Below are 16,476 nucleotides of genomic sequence, written 5' to 3'. Positions count from 1 at the left end.
ACCAAGAAGAACAGCGCCGTGTTGACGAGATCAACTTTACCGGCTTAATCGTCAATTAGTCAGAGCATCGGTAAAACAATGAAAGTGTAAAAAACATTTTTTCGCCAATTGTGGAGAAAAAAAGAAATTAGCGTGAAGAGTTGAAAAGAAATATGACAACAGCATGATTTTGCAGGGAATATGAAGAACTATACCTGAGCAGTGATGATAAATAAAGCAGTTCTCCAGGAATAATCCGTATTCACTTTCTCTGGCACGAAAAAAATAATCCCCACAGACTCTCGCCTGCGGGAAACAGGTTAATTCATTTTTTCCAGCATCAGGCCCGCGCGTAATCCTGGCGCGACGCGAGGATTGGGAAAAAGCACATATTCAACATCATGAGTGACGACAAAACGTTCGTCCCCGTCTTGCGCCAGCAGCGTCCCTTCCCGAAACGGCGTAAAGTTCAGCGTCTCGCTGTCCATGTGCAGGACAAACGCGTCAGTATGCCGCGTTATCTGTGACGCCACCCGGTAACGCTGTGGTGCTGTGCCGGACGCCTGATCGATCTGCCCGGCAAGCAGGCAGGTCAGCGCTGCAGAGGTCGGCGCAAACTGACGAAGATCGTTTTGTCCAAACGGCAAGGCTTTACCCAGTTCCAGCGTGCAGGAAAACGCAGCAAAATGTTCAGCGCTGAAATGGGTGAACGTACCGCCGGGGCTCTGGTGAAACACCAGCGCTTCAAGCCCTGCGGCACCGAGCCAGCCCAGAAAGTCCTCGTCCCAGGGAAGCGGGCGCTGCGGTAATACACCAAACCGCAGGTGATAAGAACCCCGAATCGCGGTGTGAAGATCCAGATGCCAGCGAACCGTCTCTTTCCCCCTGGAGTAAAAATCATCAAGGCTGTGTTCAAGTTGCCGCGCGCGCCGGGTCTCACCGCTTTCGGCAAACGACTGCCAGCGCCCGCCGAACATCCGGTTCATATCGCTGTGGCAATAGCGCTTCCCTTCCGCCAGCGCCTGCGGATTGCCGAGGATCACCAGCAGTCGCCAGCGTAACGCAATGTCCCCTTGCGATAACGCCCGCAGCAGCGCATTGAGCATCTCCACCGGAGCCGTTTCGTTACCGTGGATCCCGGCGGAGATCACCAGCGCCCCCACTGGCGCAACAGCCGGTGTAAGCTCAAGAATACCGTCTCCCGTCCAGCGCCAGTGAAAACCGTTACCGTCGCCTTCGCGAAGGCCCGGCGTCGTCCCCGCAAGCGTGGCGGCGAGGAAATTATCCATGACAGCCTCCGGATTGCTGAAACGGATAGACCGACCCCAGATGCAATAATTGCGTCAGCGTATCCAGCGCTTCGCGTCCTTCACGCAGCAGTTGCGGGTCGGCCAGATCCGCTGCGGTTAAACGGTCACGATAGTAGCGATCGACCCAGTCGTTAAGGGCGGTGAACAGGGTATCATTCATCATGACCGCCGGATTGACCGCCTGACGTTCATCCTCAGTCAACACCACGCGAAGGCGCAGACAGGCTGGTCCTCCGCCGTTTGACATACTCTCGCGCAGATCAAACACGCGCATATCACGGACAGGGTTATCACCTTCCAGCAGATGGGTCAGATAACGCCACACGCCCGCATGTTCACGACACTCCTGGGGCAGGACCAGCATCATTGAGCCGTCATCGCGGCTCAGCAACTGACTGTTAAACAGATAGGTCGCCACCGCATCGGGGACTGACACGTCAGCGGAAGGTACAACAATGGGTGTAAAGCCTGGCACCTGTGAACGCAGCCGGGCCAGAACCTCATCCTGCTTCGCAAAGGACTGCTCGTGACAAAACAGCACTTCGCGGTTCGAGACGGCAATAACATCATTGTGAAACACGCCGAGGTCAATAACGTCCGGATGCTGCTGGGCAAAAATGCACTGCTGTGGATTGACCTGATTCAGGCGGGCGACCGCTTCGCTGGCCTCACGGGTTTGCCGCGCCGGATAGCGGGACGGGCGCGTATCACTCCCCTCCTCACGCCCGTAGATGAAAAGCTGAACACCCGGCTCGCCGTATTCTCTGCCAAGACGATTATGGTTCGCCGCCCCTTCATCGCCAAACATCGCCACCTGCGGCAGCGCAGCGTGAACCGCAAAATGGCGCTCGTCGCGAAAAATGGCCTGCAGCAACGCCTGCGTGGTGGGCGCTTCGAGTGAGCGGTGGAATTTATTGTTCAGATTCGCCACCGTCAGATGCACCCTGCCATCCAGCGTATCCGCTGACGGTGCCACCGTCGCCGCATTCGCCACCCACATCGGTGATGCGGAACTGACGCTGGAGAGCCAGTGTGGCGCCTGACGCGCCACTTTCTCGATCACCTGTTCATCGCTGCCGCTAAATCCCAACTGGCGCAACGCCGGAATAAACGGCCGCTCATGCGGTGGGATCACCGCCTGCGGGTATCCCGCATCCGCCAGCGCTTTCATTTTCAGCAGCCCCTGCTTCGCCGCCAGACGCGGATTAGACACCTGATAGCGATGTCGGGTCGACGCCTCATTACCAAACGACAACCCGGCGTAATGGTGCGTCAGTCCTACCAGCCCATCAAAATTGACTTCACGTGCTTTCATACTGCCCCCCCACGCGAAAAATCAAGGCCAGGACTGAGCGTTCCCGGTAGCGTCAGCGCCGGAGATTCGAGACTCGCCATCGGCCAGGCGCAGTAGTCGGCGGCATACCACGCGCTGGCGCGATGGTTTCCGGAGGCCCCCACACCGCCGAACGGCGCAGTGCTGGCAGCTCCGGTCAAAGGTTTATTCCAGTTCACAATGCCGGCGCGCGCTTCCAGCAGCAACTGGTCAAACTGGGCGCGATCCGCTGAGACCAGTCCACACGACAGACCAAAGCGGGTGTTATTGGCCATCGCGATAGCGTCATCAAAATGGTCGTAACGCCAGACGCCCAGTAGTGGGCCGAACACCTCTTCATCGGGGAGATTCTTCACGCCCGTCAGCTCAACAATACCGGGAGATAACAGTGAGGTTCCGGCCTGTATCAGACGCGGCGCCAGCAGCGTTTGCCCGCCGAGCGATTCAAGTTGCTGCCAGGCGCTATAGACATGACGTGCCGCCTGTTCAGAGATCAACCCGCCCATAAACGGCTGGGGTTCATCATCCCAGCGTCCCGGGTGTAATCGCTGGCTGACCTCCACCAGACGCGTGAGGAAGGCATCACCCTGCGCGCCTCTTTTGACCAGCAGGCGGCGCGCACAGGTACAGCGCTGCCCGGCAGTGACAAACGCCGACTGAATGGTGAGATGTACCGCCGCATCGATATCAACCGGATCTTCAATAATCAGCGGATTGTTGCCGCCCATTTCGAGAGCAAGGATCTTTTCCGGTTGTCCGGCAAGCTGGCGATGGAGTTGATAACCGGTACTGGCGCTACCGGTAAACAGCAGCCCATCCAGCAGTTCCAGCGCGCTCAGCGCCTGTCCCGTTTCACGCCCGCCCTGCAGAAGGTTCAGGACGCCATGAGGCAACCCTGCCTGTTCCCAGAGACGCATAACGGCTTCTCCCGTCCACGGCGTCAGTTCGCTGGGTTTGAAGAGCAAGGTATTACCCGCCAGCAATGCCGGAACGATATGACCATTCGGCAGATGCCCCGGAAAGTTATACGGGCCAAATACCGCCAGTACGCCGTGTGGACGGTGGCGAAGCGTCGCCGCGCCGTCAGGCAGTTCACTTTGCTGCTCGCCGGTGCGGGCATGATACGCGTTGACCGAAATGCCGATTTTGTTGATCATCGCCGTCACTTCTGTTGCCGCTTCCCAACGCGGCTTGCCGGTTTCGCGGGCGATAATGGTGGTCAGTTCTGCTTTATTACTCTCCAGCAGGCTGGCAAATTTTTCAATGATGGCCTGACGTTCACCGAATGGACGTCTCGCCCAGGCGGGAAACGCGGCGCGGGCGACACGCGCCGCCTGCATGACCTGAGCGGCGTCTGCATCGCGACCTTCCCACAGCACGTCCCCTTTCACCGGATCGGTTTTAACCCGGCGTTCGCCCTGACCGGTCACCCAGTCGCCGTTAATCCATAAAGTCATACTGTTTTCTCCTCAGCGCAAAGCCGAACAAAGCGAACGCGGTCACCCACACGACATTTCAGCGCATCCAGTTGTGCGGCGGTCAGCACCAGTCGCTGGGTATCCGGGTCAGCGCGTACCAGCATGACGCGGAAGTTCTGGTAATTTTCATTGGCGACCAGGCAGGCGGGAAAATCTCCTGTGGCGGGCTGCCCTTCGGCAACGTCCACCAGACGGCTTTTGCGGATCGCCCGCACCCGGTCAATGTCACATTCGAGGGTCGGGCCGCCGTCAAAAATGTCGATATAGTTGCGATAACGAAACCCTTCTTTCTCCAGTACCGCACGCGCGGGCGCAGTCTGCGGATGCACTTCGCCAATAACCGCCTGCGCTTCATCGGATAAAAAGTGGGTATAGATTGGATGTTTGGGCATCAGTTCGGCGATAAACGCCTTCTGCCCGGTGCCGCAGAGAAAATCAGCGCGGCTAAATTCCATGGAGAAAAAGCGTTTTCCCAGACTTTGCCAGAACGGGGAATAACCGTGCTCGTCGATGACGCCACGCATTTCCGCTACCACTTTTTCATTAAACCTGTCGCGAAACGCCGCCATAAACATAAAACGCGATTTGGACAGCAGGTAGCCGTTGCCCTCTTTGCGCCAGTCCGGGTCGAGAAACAGCGTGCACAGCTCGCTGCTGCCGGTGTGATCGTTACTGAGAAACAGCGTCGGTAGCGCGTTGTACACGTTCAGCTCTTTGGAAGCATGAACCAGCGTTCCCACCCGATAGTTGTACCAGGGATCGTTTAGTCCCACCGCGACTTCAATCGCGCAGATCCCCGCCACAGTGCCGGTTTCCACCTCTTCCAGCACAAAGACATAGCCTTGCTCACTTTTGGGCAATTCGCCCTGCCAGGTTTTCAGTGAACGATCGATGCGCGCCGCAAGCGTTGCTTCATTGGCGGGCAGCGAGGTCAGTCCACCGCCGGTTTTACTCGCCAGTTGCATCAGCGCGCTGACATCGCCGCGCTCAATGGGACGGATCACCATCATGATGAACCTCCCGCTTTAATCTGTTCGCAGGCAGCCGCAAAACGGTCAAGACCAGTCGCCACCTCTTCCCCGGTGACGTTCAGCGCCGGGGCAAAGCGCACCACGTTCGCCCCGGCAATCAGTACCATCACGCCCGCTTTTGCCGCTTCCTGTGAAATCAGTTTGGCTTTCCCGGCGAACGCATCATTGAGAACACAGCCAATCAGCAGCCCGAGCCCGCGAATTTCGCTAAACAGTCCGGTGTGATGATTAATGGCGTTCAGACGCTCCACAAACCACTCGTGGCGCTGTTTCACACCGTTAAGCATCGCGGGCGTATTGACGATATCGAGGACTTTTCCGGCAACGGCAGTCGCCAGCGGGTTTCCCCCGTACGTGGTGCCGTGCGTGCCGACGGTCATCACGCTGGCGCATTTTTCGCTCGCCAGCAACGCGCCGATGGGAAACCCACCGCCCAGCGCTTTTGCCGTGGTCAACAGATCCGGCGTCACGCCGTAGTGCATATAGGCATACAGTTCCCCGGTGCGGCCTACGCCGGTCTGCACTTCATCAAAAATCAGCAGCGCATTGTGGCGATCGCACAACTCGCGCAACCCTTGCAGGAAGGCTTTCGTCGCGGGTACAACGCCGCCTTCCCCTTGCATTGGCTCTACGATGACGGCGCAGGTCGTATCGTCAATCAGCGTGCTGGCGGAATTGATATCGTTATAGACGCCGTGGCGGATCGCCGGCGGTAACGGGGCGAAATCCTGGGAATAGGCAGGCTGGCCGCCGGCACTGACGGTAAACAACGTGCGACCGTGGAAAGCATTTTTAAATGCCACGATGCCACTCTTATTGCTGCCGTGGTGGTCGTGCGCATATTTTCGCGCCAGCTTCAGCGCCGCTTCGTTGGCTTCCGCTCCCGAATTACAGAAGAAAACGCGATCGGCGAAAGTGGCGTCGATCAACTTCTTCGCCAGTATCAGCGCGGGTTCATTGGTGTAGCCGTTGCCGGTATGCCAGAATTTACTCGCTTGCACATTCAGCACGTCACGCAGTTCCGGATGCGCATGCCCCAGCGCATTGACCGCAATCCCTCCGGCGAAGTCGATATACTCTTTACCCTGCTGATCCCACAAGCGTGAACCTTCACCACGCACCGGAATAAACGGCGCAGGCGCATAAACGGGCATCATCCATTCATCAAAATTTTCACGCGTAATTGACTGAGACATAGCGACCTCAACGGTAAATATAAAGTTATTTATATGTTAATAAATAGTAGTGTTTGCGCTGTAAATGTAGATTGCAGAGTTCGTGCCAGCCAGAGGAAAAAATGCATAAACGAGTCGCGATAACGCAAAATCAATGTGTTACAACCTGCCGGTATTCACTATTAGTGCATATAAAGTGAATATGTTTGCATGAAAGGGGATTAAATAGAGGAAAAATCGAAATGTTATGCACAGGCCAAATATAATTCTGGAAATGTGATCGTATACAAAATTTACCTGAAATGCGTGCCCCATTCTGACGCAATCTGCCCTGAAACAGGGCAATCGTTGCGCCATTGTTAATACCATTCACATTCATTGCCGCAATCTCAGCAGAATGGGCAGTCAGCCCGGTGAAATTCTGCTACCATCCATGCACTATTCACCCAGCTAAGTGGCAGCGACTATGAAATTTGTCTCTTTTAATATCAACGGCCTGCGCGCCAGACCTCATCAACTGGAAGCCATCGTCGAGAAACACCAACCGGATGTCATTGGCCTGCAGGAGACAAAAGTTCACGATGACATGTTCCCGCTCGAAGATGTCGCGAAGCTCGGCTATAACGTGTTCTACCACGGCCAGAAAGGTCATTATGGGGTGGCGCTGCTGACCAAAGAGACGCCCATCGCGGTGCGTCGAGGCTTTCCGAACGATGGCGAAGAGGCGCAACGGCGCATCATCATGGCGGAGATCCCGTCTCCGCTGGGTAATCTGACGGTGATCAATGGTTATTTCCCACAGGGCGAAAGCCGCGACCACCCGATCAAATTCCCCGCGAAGGAACTGTTTTATCAGAACTTACAGCAGTATCTGGACAGTGAGCTGAAACGCGATAATCCGGTACTGATCATGGGCGATATGAATATCAGCCCCTCCGATCGGGATATCGGCATCGGTGAAGAGAACCGCAAGCGCTGGTTACGAACCGGCAAATGCTCCTTCCTGCCGGAAGAGCGTGAATGGATGGACCGGCTACTGAACTGGGGGCTGGTTGATACTTTCCGCCATGCGCACCCGGAAACGGTCGATCGATTCTCCTGGTTTGATTACCGTTCCAAAGGGTTTGACGATAACCGTGGCCTGCGTATTGATCTGCTGCTCGCCAGCAACCCGCTGGCGGAACGCTGCGTTGAAACCGGTATTGATTATGACATTCGCAGTATGGAAAAACCGTCCGATCACGCGCCGGTATGGGCGAAATTCTCGGTCTGATCATCCTCAGTGAACACCAGAAAACTGCTGTTCTCAGGGCTGCTGATAATCTGCGTCGCCGGGGTGCTATGGACACTGCCCCCCGGCCTGCTCACCCTGGACACGCTTAAACGTTATCATCTACTGCTGGCGGACTGGCATCGACAGTTCCCGTTGCTTAGCGCTGGCCTCTATTTTTTAATCTACACCGCAGTGGCGTCACTCTCTGTTCCTGGCGCGGCGCTACTGACCCTGCTCGGCGGCGCGCTGTTTGGTCTGTGGCAAGGCACACTGCTGGTCTCTTTTGCCTCGACGCTCGGCGCGACGCTCGCCATGCTTACCAGCCGTTACCTGCTGCGTGACTGGGTATCAGACCGCTTTGCTCGCCAGATGGCAACGGTGAACCAGGGTATGGCGCGGGACGGCGTCTTTTATCTCTTTGCGCTACGCCTGATGCCGTTGTTCCCGTTCGTTGTGGTGAATTTGCTGGCGGGGTTGACCAGCGTTAGCGTACGCCGCTACTGGTGGGTCAGCCAGGTGGGAATGCTACCCGCCACGGTGGTGTATCTGAATGCCGGTCAGCAGTTGAGCCAGTTGACATCTGTGCGCGACATTCTTTCTCCCGCTATGCTGGCCGCTTTTGCCCTCTTAGGGCTGTTACCACTGGCCTCGCGTTGGCTGGTAACCCGTTTTTTTCAGGAGTAATTATGCGTTGGGGAATACTACTGGCAGGCCTGCTGTTGACAGGTCCATTGCACGCCAAGGAAAACTGGCAACAGGTTAAAGATGACGCAAAAGGTCAGACCGTCTGGTTTAACGCCTGGGGCGGAGATCCGGCGGTTAACCAGTATCTTGACTGGGTGAGCGGCGAGATGAAAACCCACTACGCCATCAATCTTAAGATCGTGCGTCTTGCCGATGCCGCTGACGCCGTTAAACGTATTCAGACAGAAGCCGCAGCCGGGCGTAAAACCGGCGGTTCCGTCGATTTGCTGTGGGTCAACGGCGAAAACTTCCGCACCTTAAAAGAAGCGGAATTACTGCGCACCCACTGGGCAGAAACGCTACCCAACTGGCGCTATGTGGATACGCAAAAACCGGTGCGCGAGGACTTCTCAATTCCGACTGACGGAGCCGAATCGCCGTGGGGCGGCGCGCAGCTGACGTTTATCGCCGATCGCAACGTCACGCCGCAGCCGCCCCAAAGTCCACAGGCGCTGATGGCATTTGCGCGCGCGCATCCCGGTACTGTGAGTTACCCACGCCCGCCCGACTTTACCGGCACCGCGTTTCTTGAGCAGTTGTTAATTTCACTCACTCAGGATCCGAAAGCCCTTACCGTCGCACCGGACGCTGCAACGTTTGCTGATGTCACTGCACCGCTGTGGCGCTACCTTGATGATTTACACCCGTTGCTGTGGCGTAAAGGGAAAGATTTCCCACCGTCGCCAGCGCGGATGGATACTCTGTTGCAAAGCGGAACATTACGCCTCTCGCTGACCTTCAACCCCGCTCACGCCCAACAAAAAATCGCCAGCGGCGAGTTGCCGAAAAACAGCTACAGCTTTGGATTTACCGACGGGATGATTGGCAACGTCCACTTCGTCGCTATTCCGGCGAACGCTCGCGCCAGCGCGGGCGCGAAGGTGGTAGCCAATTTCTTGCTCTCTCCAGAGGCACAACTGCGTAAAGCCGACCCGAAATACTGGGGCGATCCGTCGGTGCTGGATGCGAATAAACTACCGGCCGCGCAGAAAGCGGCACTGGAATCGCGGATGCCAACGGGATTACCCGATGTCCTGCCGGAACCGCACGCCGCCTGGGTTAACGCGCTGGAAGACGAATGGCTACGCCGCTACGGTTCACATTAATTTTTCTGGCGTGGCTGTGCATGGCAATTGTCTACGCGCCATTACTGCCTGCCAGTGCTGAACTGATTGCCCCCTCGCTGTCGCTTACCCGATGGCAGGCGCTTTTTGCTGACCCGCAGTTGCCGCAGGCGCTTCTGGCGACGGTTGTTTCCGTTGGCATCGCCACCGCTGGCGCGCTGTTTATCGCGCTGTCCATCGTGGTGGCGCTCTGGCCGGGTAGCCGCTGGCAACGGCTGAGTTCCCGTCTGCCGTGGCTTCTGGCCATTCCCCATGTCGCGTTTGCCAGCGCCGCGCTGCTGCTTTTTGCCGAGGGCGGTGTCTTCTGGCGCGCACTGCCCTCTTTTTCGCCGCCGTTTGATCGCTTTGGCATTGGCTTAGGCACAGTGCTGGCCGTGAAAGAGAGCGCTTTCGTGCTGTGGATCATGTCGATTCTGTTGAGTGAAAAACGGCTCGCTCAGCAGGTAGTGGTGCTGGATTCATTGGGTTACAGCCGCCGACAGGCGCTTTGCTGGGTGATATTGCCCGCTATCGGACCAGGGCTTGGCGCCGTGATGCTGGCGGTTGTCGCGTGGACGGTGTCGGTGGTTGACGTCGCCATCATTCTTGGCCCCGGCAATCCGCCGACGCTGGCTGTCCTCGCCTGGCAATGGCTCAGCCAGGGTGACAGCGACCAGCAGAGTAAAGGTGCGCTCGCCAGTCTGCTGTTGCTGGGATTGCTGGCGCTTTTCGCGCTCCTCGGTTATCTCTTCTGGCGTGGCTGGCGACGGACCCTGCCTGATACTCGCGGCATACGTCTGCGCCACCTTCCCCCGGTCACAGGCAACACGTTTTCTCTCTTTTTACCCTTGACCGGGATACTGTGTACGGTTTTGCTGGCGCTGCTCGCCCGCCATGCTGCACTCAATATTGAAGCGTTAAGCAACAGCGTAGTGACCGGGCTTATTGCCAGCCTCCTCAGCCTGTTTATGCTGCTGTTATGGCTGGAATGGGGTCCCCAGCGCGGACATCGCTGGGTCTGGCTGCCGATTCTGCTTCCCGCGCTGCCGCTGGTTATCGGGCAATATACGCTGGCGTTGCGCCTTGATCAGGATGGGCAGTTTGCCACGCTTATCTGGGGACATCTGCTGTGGGTGGCGCCCTGGATGTTGTTCGTTCTGAAACCGGCGTGGCTGCGGATTGATCCCCGCCAGATACTGATTGCGCAGACGCTGGGCTGGTCACCGCTGAAAATCTTTTGCTATGTTAAATGCCCCCAGATGTTGCGCCCCGCGCTGGTGGCTCTGGCGGTAGGCTTTTCCGTCAGCATCGCGCAGTATATGCCGACGCTGTGGTTGGGCGCAGGCCGTTTCCCGACGCTGACGACGGAAGCGGTCGCACTCAGTAGCGGCGGCAGCACCGGCATGCTGGCAGCACAGGCCCTGTGGCAATTAATCCTGCCGCTGGTGGTGTTTATGTTATGCGCCGGGCTGTCATCATGGGTCGGTCGCGTCCGACAAGGATTACGTTAATGCTCAGAGTTCGTCACCTTTCTCTGTCTTTACATCATACGCCGCTGTCAGGCCCACTCACCTTTGAGGTAGCAAAAGGTGACATTGTCACATTAATGGGACCTTCCGGCTGCGGCAAATCTTCCCTGCTGGCCTGGATGGTGGGCGCGTTGACCTCGCCTTTACAGGCTCGCGGCGAATTGTGGCTCAATGAAAAGCGCCTAGACGGGCTCCCGACAGCAGCTCGACACCTGGGGATTTTATTTCAGGATGCCCTGTTGTTTGATCACTTTAGCGTCGGGCAAAACCTGATGCTGGCGCTCCCCGCGCATCTGAAAGGTTCCGCGCGGCAGGATGCCGTTCAGCACGCACTGGAACGCGCGGGAATGGCGGGTTTTGCCTCGCGCGATCCGGCGACGCTCTCCGGCGGGCAGCGTGCGCGGGTGGCGCTGCTTCGCGCGTTGCTGGCGCAACCGGAAGCATTGCTGCTGGATGAACCGTTCAGCCGCCTGGACGCTGACAGACGCGCAGACTTTCGCCAGTGGGTGTTTAACGAAGCGCGTCGGCTGGATATTCCTGTCGTTCAGGTCACCCATGACGCGCAGGATATTCCGCCAGGTGGTCAGGTGTTGCAGTTAGGCTCCGGCGGTGAAAACGCGAACATCCTGCGTTAACGCAAGGAATTTCAGGGACCGGAGGCACAAAATGACGCCCTCTTATCTCAACGTCGGGCAATTCGATGAAACGTGTTTCTCAAATGACCGCGCTGGCTCTGGCTTTAGGGCTCGCTTGCGCTTCTTCCTGGGCCGCTGATATGGCGCAGACGCTTAACTACACTGAACTGGCGCAAAAACAGGGAACGGCCATCGATACCCGTCCCAGCGCGTTCTATAATGGCTGGCCGCAGTCGTTAAATGGCCCTTCCGGACATGAACCTTCCGCTCTGAATCTCTCCGCCCGCTGGCTCGATACGATGAGCGATGCGCAGCTCAATGCCTGGATCCAACAACATCACCTGAACGCGAACGCCCCTGTTGCCCTCTACGGCAACGACCGCGATATCCAGGCGGTGAAAAGCCGTCTGCAAAAAGCGGGGCTTGAGCAGATTACGACGCTGCGCGATGCGTTACAGGATCCGGCCCGTCTGCAACGCCTGCCGCATTTCGAACAGTTGGTTTATCCGCAGTGGCTGCACGATCTGCAACAAGGTAAAGAGGTCACCGCAAAACCGGCGGGTGACTGGAAAGTCATTGAAGCCGCCTGGGGAGCGCCTAAGTTTTATCTGCTCAGCCATATTCCAGGGGCTGGCTACATTGACACTAACGAAGTGGAAAGCGAACCGCTGTGGAACAAAGTCTCTGATGACGCGCTGAAAGCGATGCTGGCGAAACACGGTATTCGCCACGATACGACGGTGATCCTTTATGGCCGCGATGTTTACGCCGCGGCGCGCGTCGCGCAAATCATGCTCTATGCCGGTGTGAAGGATGTGCGCCTGCTGGATGGCGGCTGGCAGACCTGGTCTGATGCCGGGCTGCCCGTGGAGCGCGGTACACCCGCGACGGTGAAACCTGAACCGGATTTTGGCGTTACTATTCCGGCACAGCCACAACTGATGCTCAATATGGAGCAGGCGCGCGGTCTGTTGCATCGCCAGGATGCGTCTCTGGTCAGCATTCGCTCGTGGCCGGAGTTTATCGGCACCACCAGCGGATACAGCTACATCAAGCCAAAAGGTGAAATTGCCGGCGCGCGCTGGGGTCATGCGGGTAGCGACTCAACCCATATGGAAGATTTCCATAATCCCGACGGCACCATGCGCAGCGCGGATGATATCGCCGGAATGTGGAAGCAATGGAATATTCTGCCGGATCAGCAGGTCGCCTTCTATTGCGGCACCGGCTGGCGCGCCTCAGAGACGTTTATGTATGCCAGGGCGATGGGCTGGAAAAACGTCTCCGTCTATGATGGCGGCTGGTATGAATGGAGCAGCGATGCGAAAAACCCGGTAGCAACCGGGGAACGCGGGCCTGACAGCAGCAAATAATTTCACCCGTTCTGACGCTGAAGTCCTTTCAGCGTCAGATACCCGCTCCAGATGCGCGTCAGCGTCGTCATCCAGCACAGTGCGCCAAACACCCACGCCAGCACGACAAAGTACGCAGGGAAAAGACAACTGAGCACAAAGAGTAAGATTGTTTCCGTTCCCTCAGTCAGTCCGCCCAGATAATAGAACGACTTATGCGCATAGCCGGGATTATCGATGTTGTGCTTTGCCGCCAGCGCAGCAAACGCCAGGAAACTGCTGCCAGTGCCGATAAACGCGAACAGCAGCCAGCTCCCCGCCAGCGCGTTATGTTCAGGGCTGGAGAGAATAAAACCGAATGGCACCAGCGCATAAAATAAAAAGTCGAGCGAAATATCGAGAAAACCGCCCGCATCACTGAGCCCTCTGCGTCGCGCCAGCGCGCCGTCGAGCCCATCCAGTATCCGGTTAAGTACAATGACTGCCAGCGCCGCCAGATACCAGCCCAGCGCCAGAAATGGCAGCGCCAGCACGCCGATGGCAAACCCCAACAGCGTCAGGCCATCCGGCGAAATACCCGGTCTGTCGAGCAGATCCGCGCAGCGATGCAAAAGCGGTTTAATACGCGGATGCAGATGACGGTCAAGCACGCGGCGCTCCTTTGAGGCTGTCACACAATCCCTGCGAGGGGATATCCAGCGCGGCATTAAATCGTGCCGAGAGATTCTGAAAAGCCAGCAACGCGGTCATTTCGCTGATCGACTCATCGCTGAAATAGTGCTTCATCTGCGCTTTCAACGCGTCATCCACCTGCGGTGGCGTGGCGGTTACCGCATCCGCATAGGCCAATGCCACGCGCTCTTCCTCCGAGAATAGCGACGATGTCTGCCAGTCCGCCACCGCCAGCACTTTTTCCAGCGCCCCGCAGCGCTGCGCCAGACGCAGACTGTTGGCGTCCACACAGAAAGCACAATGACAAACCTGCGAAACGCGCGTCATCAGCAGAGCGCGCATCACCGGCGTCAGGCGTGCGCGTTTGCGTTCAAGAAAGCCCACGAAAAGCGCCACCAGCCAGAACAAAAACGGCATCCGCCCCCACCAGCGCGTCGGGTGTAACACCGCGCCGTAGTGTTTTTTCTGCGTCATCACAAGAGGTTTAAGGCTGGAAGGCAGGCGGGTCAGCGGGGTGACCCACGATTGCGGATTGTTCAAGGGAAACTCCAGGGACTTCAGGTCATTCAAAGATAACGATAGTATGTCACTTTCCGTTGTTGAACATTGATGAATATGATGAAAACCCTCGACGTTGTTGCCGCGATCATTGAACGTGACGGCAAAATATTACTTGCCCAGCGCCCACCGCAGGCAGACCAGCCTGGCCTGTGGGAATTTGCCGGCGGAAAGGTGGAACCCGGCGAAACACAACCCCAGGCGCTGATTCGTGAATTGCGGGAAGAACTGGGCATTGAGGCGACGGCCGGGCGTTATATTGCCAGCCATCAGCGCGAGGTTTCCGGACGGCTGATTCATCTGCATGCCTGGCATGTTCCGGCCTTTGACGGAGAGATGATGGCACACGAGCACCAGCGCCTGGTGTGGTGTGAGCCGAAATCAGCGCGGGACTACCCGCTCGCCCCCGCCGATATTCCTTTGCTGGACGCCTTTATGCTTTTACGCGTCGCCAGACCAGCGGATTCGTGCTGATGGCCTTCTCATCGCGCTGACACTGTAATAAAACGCCATCCGCTTTAATCACCGCCCCTTCAGAATAATTCTGGTCCTGATAAATGCAGCACTGATTGCAGGGCTGCGCGCGCTGGCCTCCGGAACTGAACACCTCCGGCGGCACGTTCACCTGCATCTCAGGACGATAGTTTTGATTCGCCAGGGTGGAAAAAGAGAGTGTCATCAGCGCTGCCGCCATCGCGATATAACGCATAGAATTTCCTTACGATTCTGAGTCTGTTCTCAGTATAACGGTCACCTGAGAGGGAAACTTTAATCTCTTTTGTCATCGCTTTTCGTTATGACCGCCGCCGGGTTATTAATTTGCTTAGCCGCGTGATTTTTTTCTTGCTTCCCGTCACATTCCTGATGGTATAGTCAAAAACTGCAAACACATATTCACAAAAAACACAATTACAACCACATTTAAATATAAGAGGTTTTTATATCTATGGATCAGACAAGCTCTCTGGAAGCCTTCCTCAACCATGTGCAAAAGCGCGACCCGAATCAAACCGAGTTCGCGCAAGCCGTCCGTGAAGTCATGACCACCCTGTGGCCGTTCCTTGAACAAAATCCGCGCTATCGTGAAATGTCATTACTGGAACGTCTGGTTGAGCCAGAGCGCGTGATTCAGTTCCGCGTCGTGTGGCTGGACGATCGTAATCAGGTGCAGGTCAACCGCGCATGGCGCGTGCAGTTCAACTCGGCGATTGGTCCGTATAAAGGCGGAATGCGTTTCCACCCCTCCGTTAACCTGTCTATTCTGAAATTCCTCGGCTTCGAACAAACCTTCAAAAATGCGCTAACTACCCTGCCGATGGGCGGTGGTAAAGGCGGAAGTGATTTCGATCCGAAAGGTAAAAGCGAAGGCGAAGTGATGCGTTTCTGCCAGGCGCTGATGACTGAGCTTTATCGTCATCTGGGGCCGGATACGGATGTACCTGCGGGCGATATCGGCGTGGGTGGCCGGGAAGTAGGCTTTATGGCCGGGATGATGCGTAAGCTCTCCAACAACAGCGGTTGCGTGTTTACCGGTAAAGGGCTCTCCTTTGGCGGCAGTCTGATCCGCCCGGAAGCCACCGGTTACGGTCTGGTGTATTTTACCGAAGCGATGCTTAAACGTCATGGTCTCGGCTTTGAAGGGATGCGCGTGGCGATTTCCGGCTCCGGCAACGTGGCGCAGTTCGCCATTGAAAAAGCGATGGAATTTGGCGCCCGCGTGGTCACCGCTTCTGACTCCAGCGGTACGGTAGTGGACGAAAGTGGTTTTAACCGTGAAAAACTGGCGCGCCTGTGTGAAATCAAAGCCAGCCGCGACGGTCGCGTGGCAGATTACGCCCGTGAGTTTGGTCTGACGTATCTCGAAGGCAAACAGCCGTGGTCAGTGCCGGTGGATATCGCACTGCCGTGCGCCACACAAAACGAACTCGATGTCGATGCCGCCCGCCAGCTTATCGCCAATGGCGTAAAAGCGGTGGCGGAAGGCGCAAACATGCCGACCACCATTGAAGCCACGGATCTGTTCCAGGAAGCGGGTGTGCTGTTTGCCCCGGGTAAAGCGGCGAATGCCGGCGGCGTTGCCACTTCCGGTCTGGAAATGGCGCAGAACGCTGCACGCCTGAGCTGGAAAGCGGAAAAAGTGGATGCCCGTCTGCACCACATCATGCTGGACATTCACCACGCCTGCGTGGAGTACGGCGGCGAAAGCAAACAGACCAACTACGTGCGCGGTGCAAACATCGCGGGCTTTGTAAAAGTCGCCGACGCGATGTTTGGTCAGGGCGTGATTTAATTCCCCGCCCGCAA

Annotated in this window: 16 protein-coding genes; 8 read left to right on the top strand and 8 right to left on the bottom strand. The window is 56.9% G+C overall.

What is annotated here, in order from left to right; all coding sequences use genetic code 11:
* Positions 1-299: 299 nt before the first annotated feature.
* Genes astE through WB371_RS21570 form a run of 5 tightly spaced genes read right to left on the bottom strand, consistent with a single transcriptional unit; the run spans position 300 to position 6,327 of the window.
* The gene (astE, locus tag WB371_RS21590; protein ID WP_336222036.1) at positions 300-1,268 is read right to left on the bottom strand and encodes a succinylglutamate desuccinylase; all 969 of its coding nucleotides are present in this window, start codon (positions 1,266-1,268) and stop codon (positions 300-302) included.
* Positions 1,261-2,604, bottom strand: a complete 1,344-nt coding sequence (gene astB, locus WB371_RS21585; protein ID WP_336222035.1) for an N-succinylarginine dihydrolase — start codon at positions 2,602-2,604, stop codon at positions 1,261-1,263. The genes astE and astB overlap by 8 nt, the downstream gene beginning before the upstream one ends.
* Complete coding sequence (gene astD, locus WB371_RS21580) at positions 2,601-4,079, bottom strand: succinylglutamate-semialdehyde dehydrogenase (RefSeq protein ID WP_336222034.1); 1,479 nt, start codon at positions 4,077-4,079, stop codon at positions 2,601-2,603. The genes astB and astD overlap by 4 nt, the downstream gene beginning before the upstream one ends.
* Positions 4,076-5,110, bottom strand: a complete 1,035-nt coding sequence (astA, locus tag WB371_RS21575) for an arginine N-succinyltransferase (RefSeq protein ID WP_336222033.1) — start codon at positions 5,108-5,110, stop codon at positions 4,076-4,078. The genes astD and astA overlap by 4 nt, the downstream gene beginning before the upstream one ends.
* On the bottom strand, positions 5,107-6,327 hold the full coding sequence (locus tag WB371_RS21570) for an aspartate aminotransferase family protein (RefSeq protein WP_336222032.1): 1,221 nt from the start codon (positions 6,325-6,327) through the stop codon (positions 5,107-5,109). Before WB371_RS21570 ends, astA begins: the two co-directional genes overlap by 4 nt.
* A gap of 445 nt (positions 6,328-6,772) precedes the next feature.
* On the opposite strand from WB371_RS21570, the gene xthA reads away from it, so the two are divergent.
* The 6 genes from xthA (at position 6,773) to WB371_RS21540 (ending at position 12,963) form a co-directional block, all read left to right on the top strand.
* The gene (xthA, locus tag WB371_RS21565) at positions 6,773-7,579 is read left to right on the top strand and encodes an exodeoxyribonuclease III (protein WP_336222031.1); all 807 of its coding nucleotides are present in this window, start codon (positions 6,773-6,775) and stop codon (positions 7,577-7,579) included.
* A gap of 9 nt (positions 7,580-7,588) precedes the next feature.
* Positions 7,589-8,263: a TVP38/TMEM64 family protein gene (locus tag WB371_RS21560; RefSeq protein WP_420704072.1), complete on the top strand. Its 675-nt coding sequence runs from the start codon at positions 7,589-7,591 to the stop codon at positions 8,261-8,263.
* A 2-nt stretch (positions 8,264-8,265) separates the two neighbouring features.
* Complete coding sequence (locus tag WB371_RS21555) at positions 8,266-9,429, top strand: ABC transporter substrate-binding protein (RefSeq protein ID WP_336222030.1); 1,164 nt, start codon at positions 8,266-8,268, stop codon at positions 9,427-9,429.
* Positions 9,402-10,937 carry a thiamine ABC transporter permease gene (locus WB371_RS21550; RefSeq protein WP_336222029.1) on the top strand — a complete coding sequence of 512 codons (1,536 nt, stop codon included), beginning with the start codon at positions 9,402-9,404 and terminating at the stop codon, positions 10,935-10,937. The genes WB371_RS21555 and WB371_RS21550 overlap by 28 nt, the downstream gene beginning before the upstream one ends.
* Positions 10,937-11,590, top strand: a complete 654-nt coding sequence (locus WB371_RS21545; RefSeq protein ID WP_336222028.1) for an ATP-binding cassette domain-containing protein — start codon at positions 10,937-10,939, stop codon at positions 11,588-11,590. The genes WB371_RS21550 and WB371_RS21545 overlap by 1 nt, the downstream gene beginning before the upstream one ends.
* Before the next feature lie 65 nt (positions 11,591-11,655).
* The gene (locus WB371_RS21540) at positions 11,656-12,963 is read left to right on the top strand and encodes a sulfurtransferase (RefSeq protein WP_336222027.1); all 1,308 of its coding nucleotides are present in this window, start codon (positions 11,656-11,658) and stop codon (positions 12,961-12,963) included.
* A gap of 2 nt (positions 12,964-12,965) precedes the next feature.
* Here WB371_RS21540 and WB371_RS21535 read toward each other — a convergent pair whose 3' ends face one another.
* Positions 12,966-13,592, bottom strand: a complete 627-nt coding sequence (locus WB371_RS21535) for a CDP-alcohol phosphatidyltransferase family protein (protein WP_336222026.1) — start codon at positions 13,590-13,592, stop codon at positions 12,966-12,968.
* Positions 13,585-14,154 (bottom strand): carboxymuconolactone decarboxylase family protein, encoded by a 570-nt coding sequence (locus WB371_RS21530; RefSeq protein ID WP_336222025.1) that lies wholly within the window; start codon positions 14,152-14,154, stop codon positions 13,585-13,587. The genes WB371_RS21535 and WB371_RS21530 overlap by 8 nt, the downstream gene beginning before the upstream one ends.
* A 78-nt stretch (positions 14,155-14,232) precedes the next feature.
* Between WB371_RS21530 and WB371_RS21525 the strand changes: the two genes are divergently transcribed.
* Positions 14,233-14,646 (top strand): pyrimidine (deoxy)nucleoside triphosphate diphosphatase, encoded by a 414-nt coding sequence (locus WB371_RS21525; RefSeq protein WP_336222055.1) that lies wholly within the window; start codon positions 14,233-14,235, stop codon positions 14,644-14,646.
* On the opposite strand, the gene WB371_RS21520 is transcribed toward WB371_RS21525, so the two are convergent.
* Complete coding sequence (locus WB371_RS21520) at positions 14,606-14,866, bottom strand: YnjH family protein (protein ID WP_336222054.1); 261 nt, start codon at positions 14,864-14,866, stop codon at positions 14,606-14,608. The two genes, WB371_RS21525 and WB371_RS21520, sit on opposite strands and share 41 nt — an antisense overlap.
* Before the next feature lie 252 nt (positions 14,867-15,118).
* Between WB371_RS21520 and gdhA the strand changes: the two genes are divergently transcribed.
* Positions 15,119-16,462, top strand: a complete 1,344-nt coding sequence (gdhA, locus tag WB371_RS21515) for an NADP-specific glutamate dehydrogenase (protein ID WP_336222024.1) — start codon at positions 15,119-15,121, stop codon at positions 16,460-16,462.
* The last annotated feature ends 14 nt before the right edge of the window (positions 16,463-16,476 follow it).

The sequence above is a fragment of the Citrobacter amalonaticus genome (genome assembly GCF_037053465.1).
Classification (GTDB): domain Bacteria; phylum Pseudomonadota; class Gammaproteobacteria; order Enterobacterales; family Enterobacteriaceae; genus Citrobacter_A; species Citrobacter_A amalonaticus_H.
Note: the sequence above shows the minus strand (reverse complement) of the source record. Positions and strands in the feature narration are given on the sequence as shown.

Bases quoted from the DNA above. Each gene is read 5' to 3' on its own strand.
- WB371_RS21540 (WP_336222027.1), top strand. From the start codon at position 11,656: ATGAAACGTGTTTCTCAAATGACCGCGCTGGCTCTGGCTTTAGGGCTC.
- gdhA (WP_336222024.1), top strand. From the start codon at position 15,119: ATGGATCAGACAAGCTCTCTGGAAGCCTTCCTCAACCATGTGCAAAAG.
- astB (WP_336222035.1), bottom strand. From the start codon at position 2,604: ATGAAAGCACGTGAAGTCAATTTTGATGGGCTGGTAGGACTGACGCAC.
- astA (WP_336222033.1), bottom strand. From the start codon at position 5,110: ATGATGGTGATCCGTCCCATTGAGCGCGGCGATGTCAGCGCGCTGATG.
- astD (WP_336222034.1), bottom strand. From the start codon at position 4,079: ATGACTTTATGGATTAACGGCGACTGGGTGACCGGTCAGGGCGAACGC.
- WB371_RS21550 (WP_336222029.1), top strand. From the start codon at position 9,402: ATGGCTACGCCGCTACGGTTCACATTAATTTTTCTGGCGTGGCTGTGC.
- WB371_RS21525 (WP_336222055.1), top strand. From the start codon at position 14,233: ATGAAAACCCTCGACGTTGTTGCCGCGATCATTGAACGTGACGGCAAA.
- WB371_RS21545 (WP_336222028.1), top strand. From the start codon at position 10,937: ATGCTCAGAGTTCGTCACCTTTCTCTGTCTTTACATCATACGCCGCTG.
- WB371_RS21570 (WP_336222032.1), bottom strand. From the start codon at position 6,327: ATGTCTCAGTCAATTACGCGTGAAAATTTTGATGAATGGATGATGCCC.
- WB371_RS21520 (WP_336222054.1), bottom strand. From the start codon at position 14,866: ATGGCGGCAGCGCTGATGACACTCTCTTTTTCCACCCTGGCGAATCAA.
- WB371_RS21555 (WP_336222030.1), top strand. From the start codon at position 8,266: ATGCGTTGGGGAATACTACTGGCAGGCCTGCTGTTGACAGGTCCATTG.
- xthA (WP_336222031.1), top strand. From the start codon at position 6,773: ATGAAATTTGTCTCTTTTAATATCAACGGCCTGCGCGCCAGACCTCAT.
- astE (WP_336222036.1), bottom strand. From the start codon at position 1,268: ATGGATAATTTCCTCGCCGCCACGCTTGCGGGGACGACGCCGGGCCTT.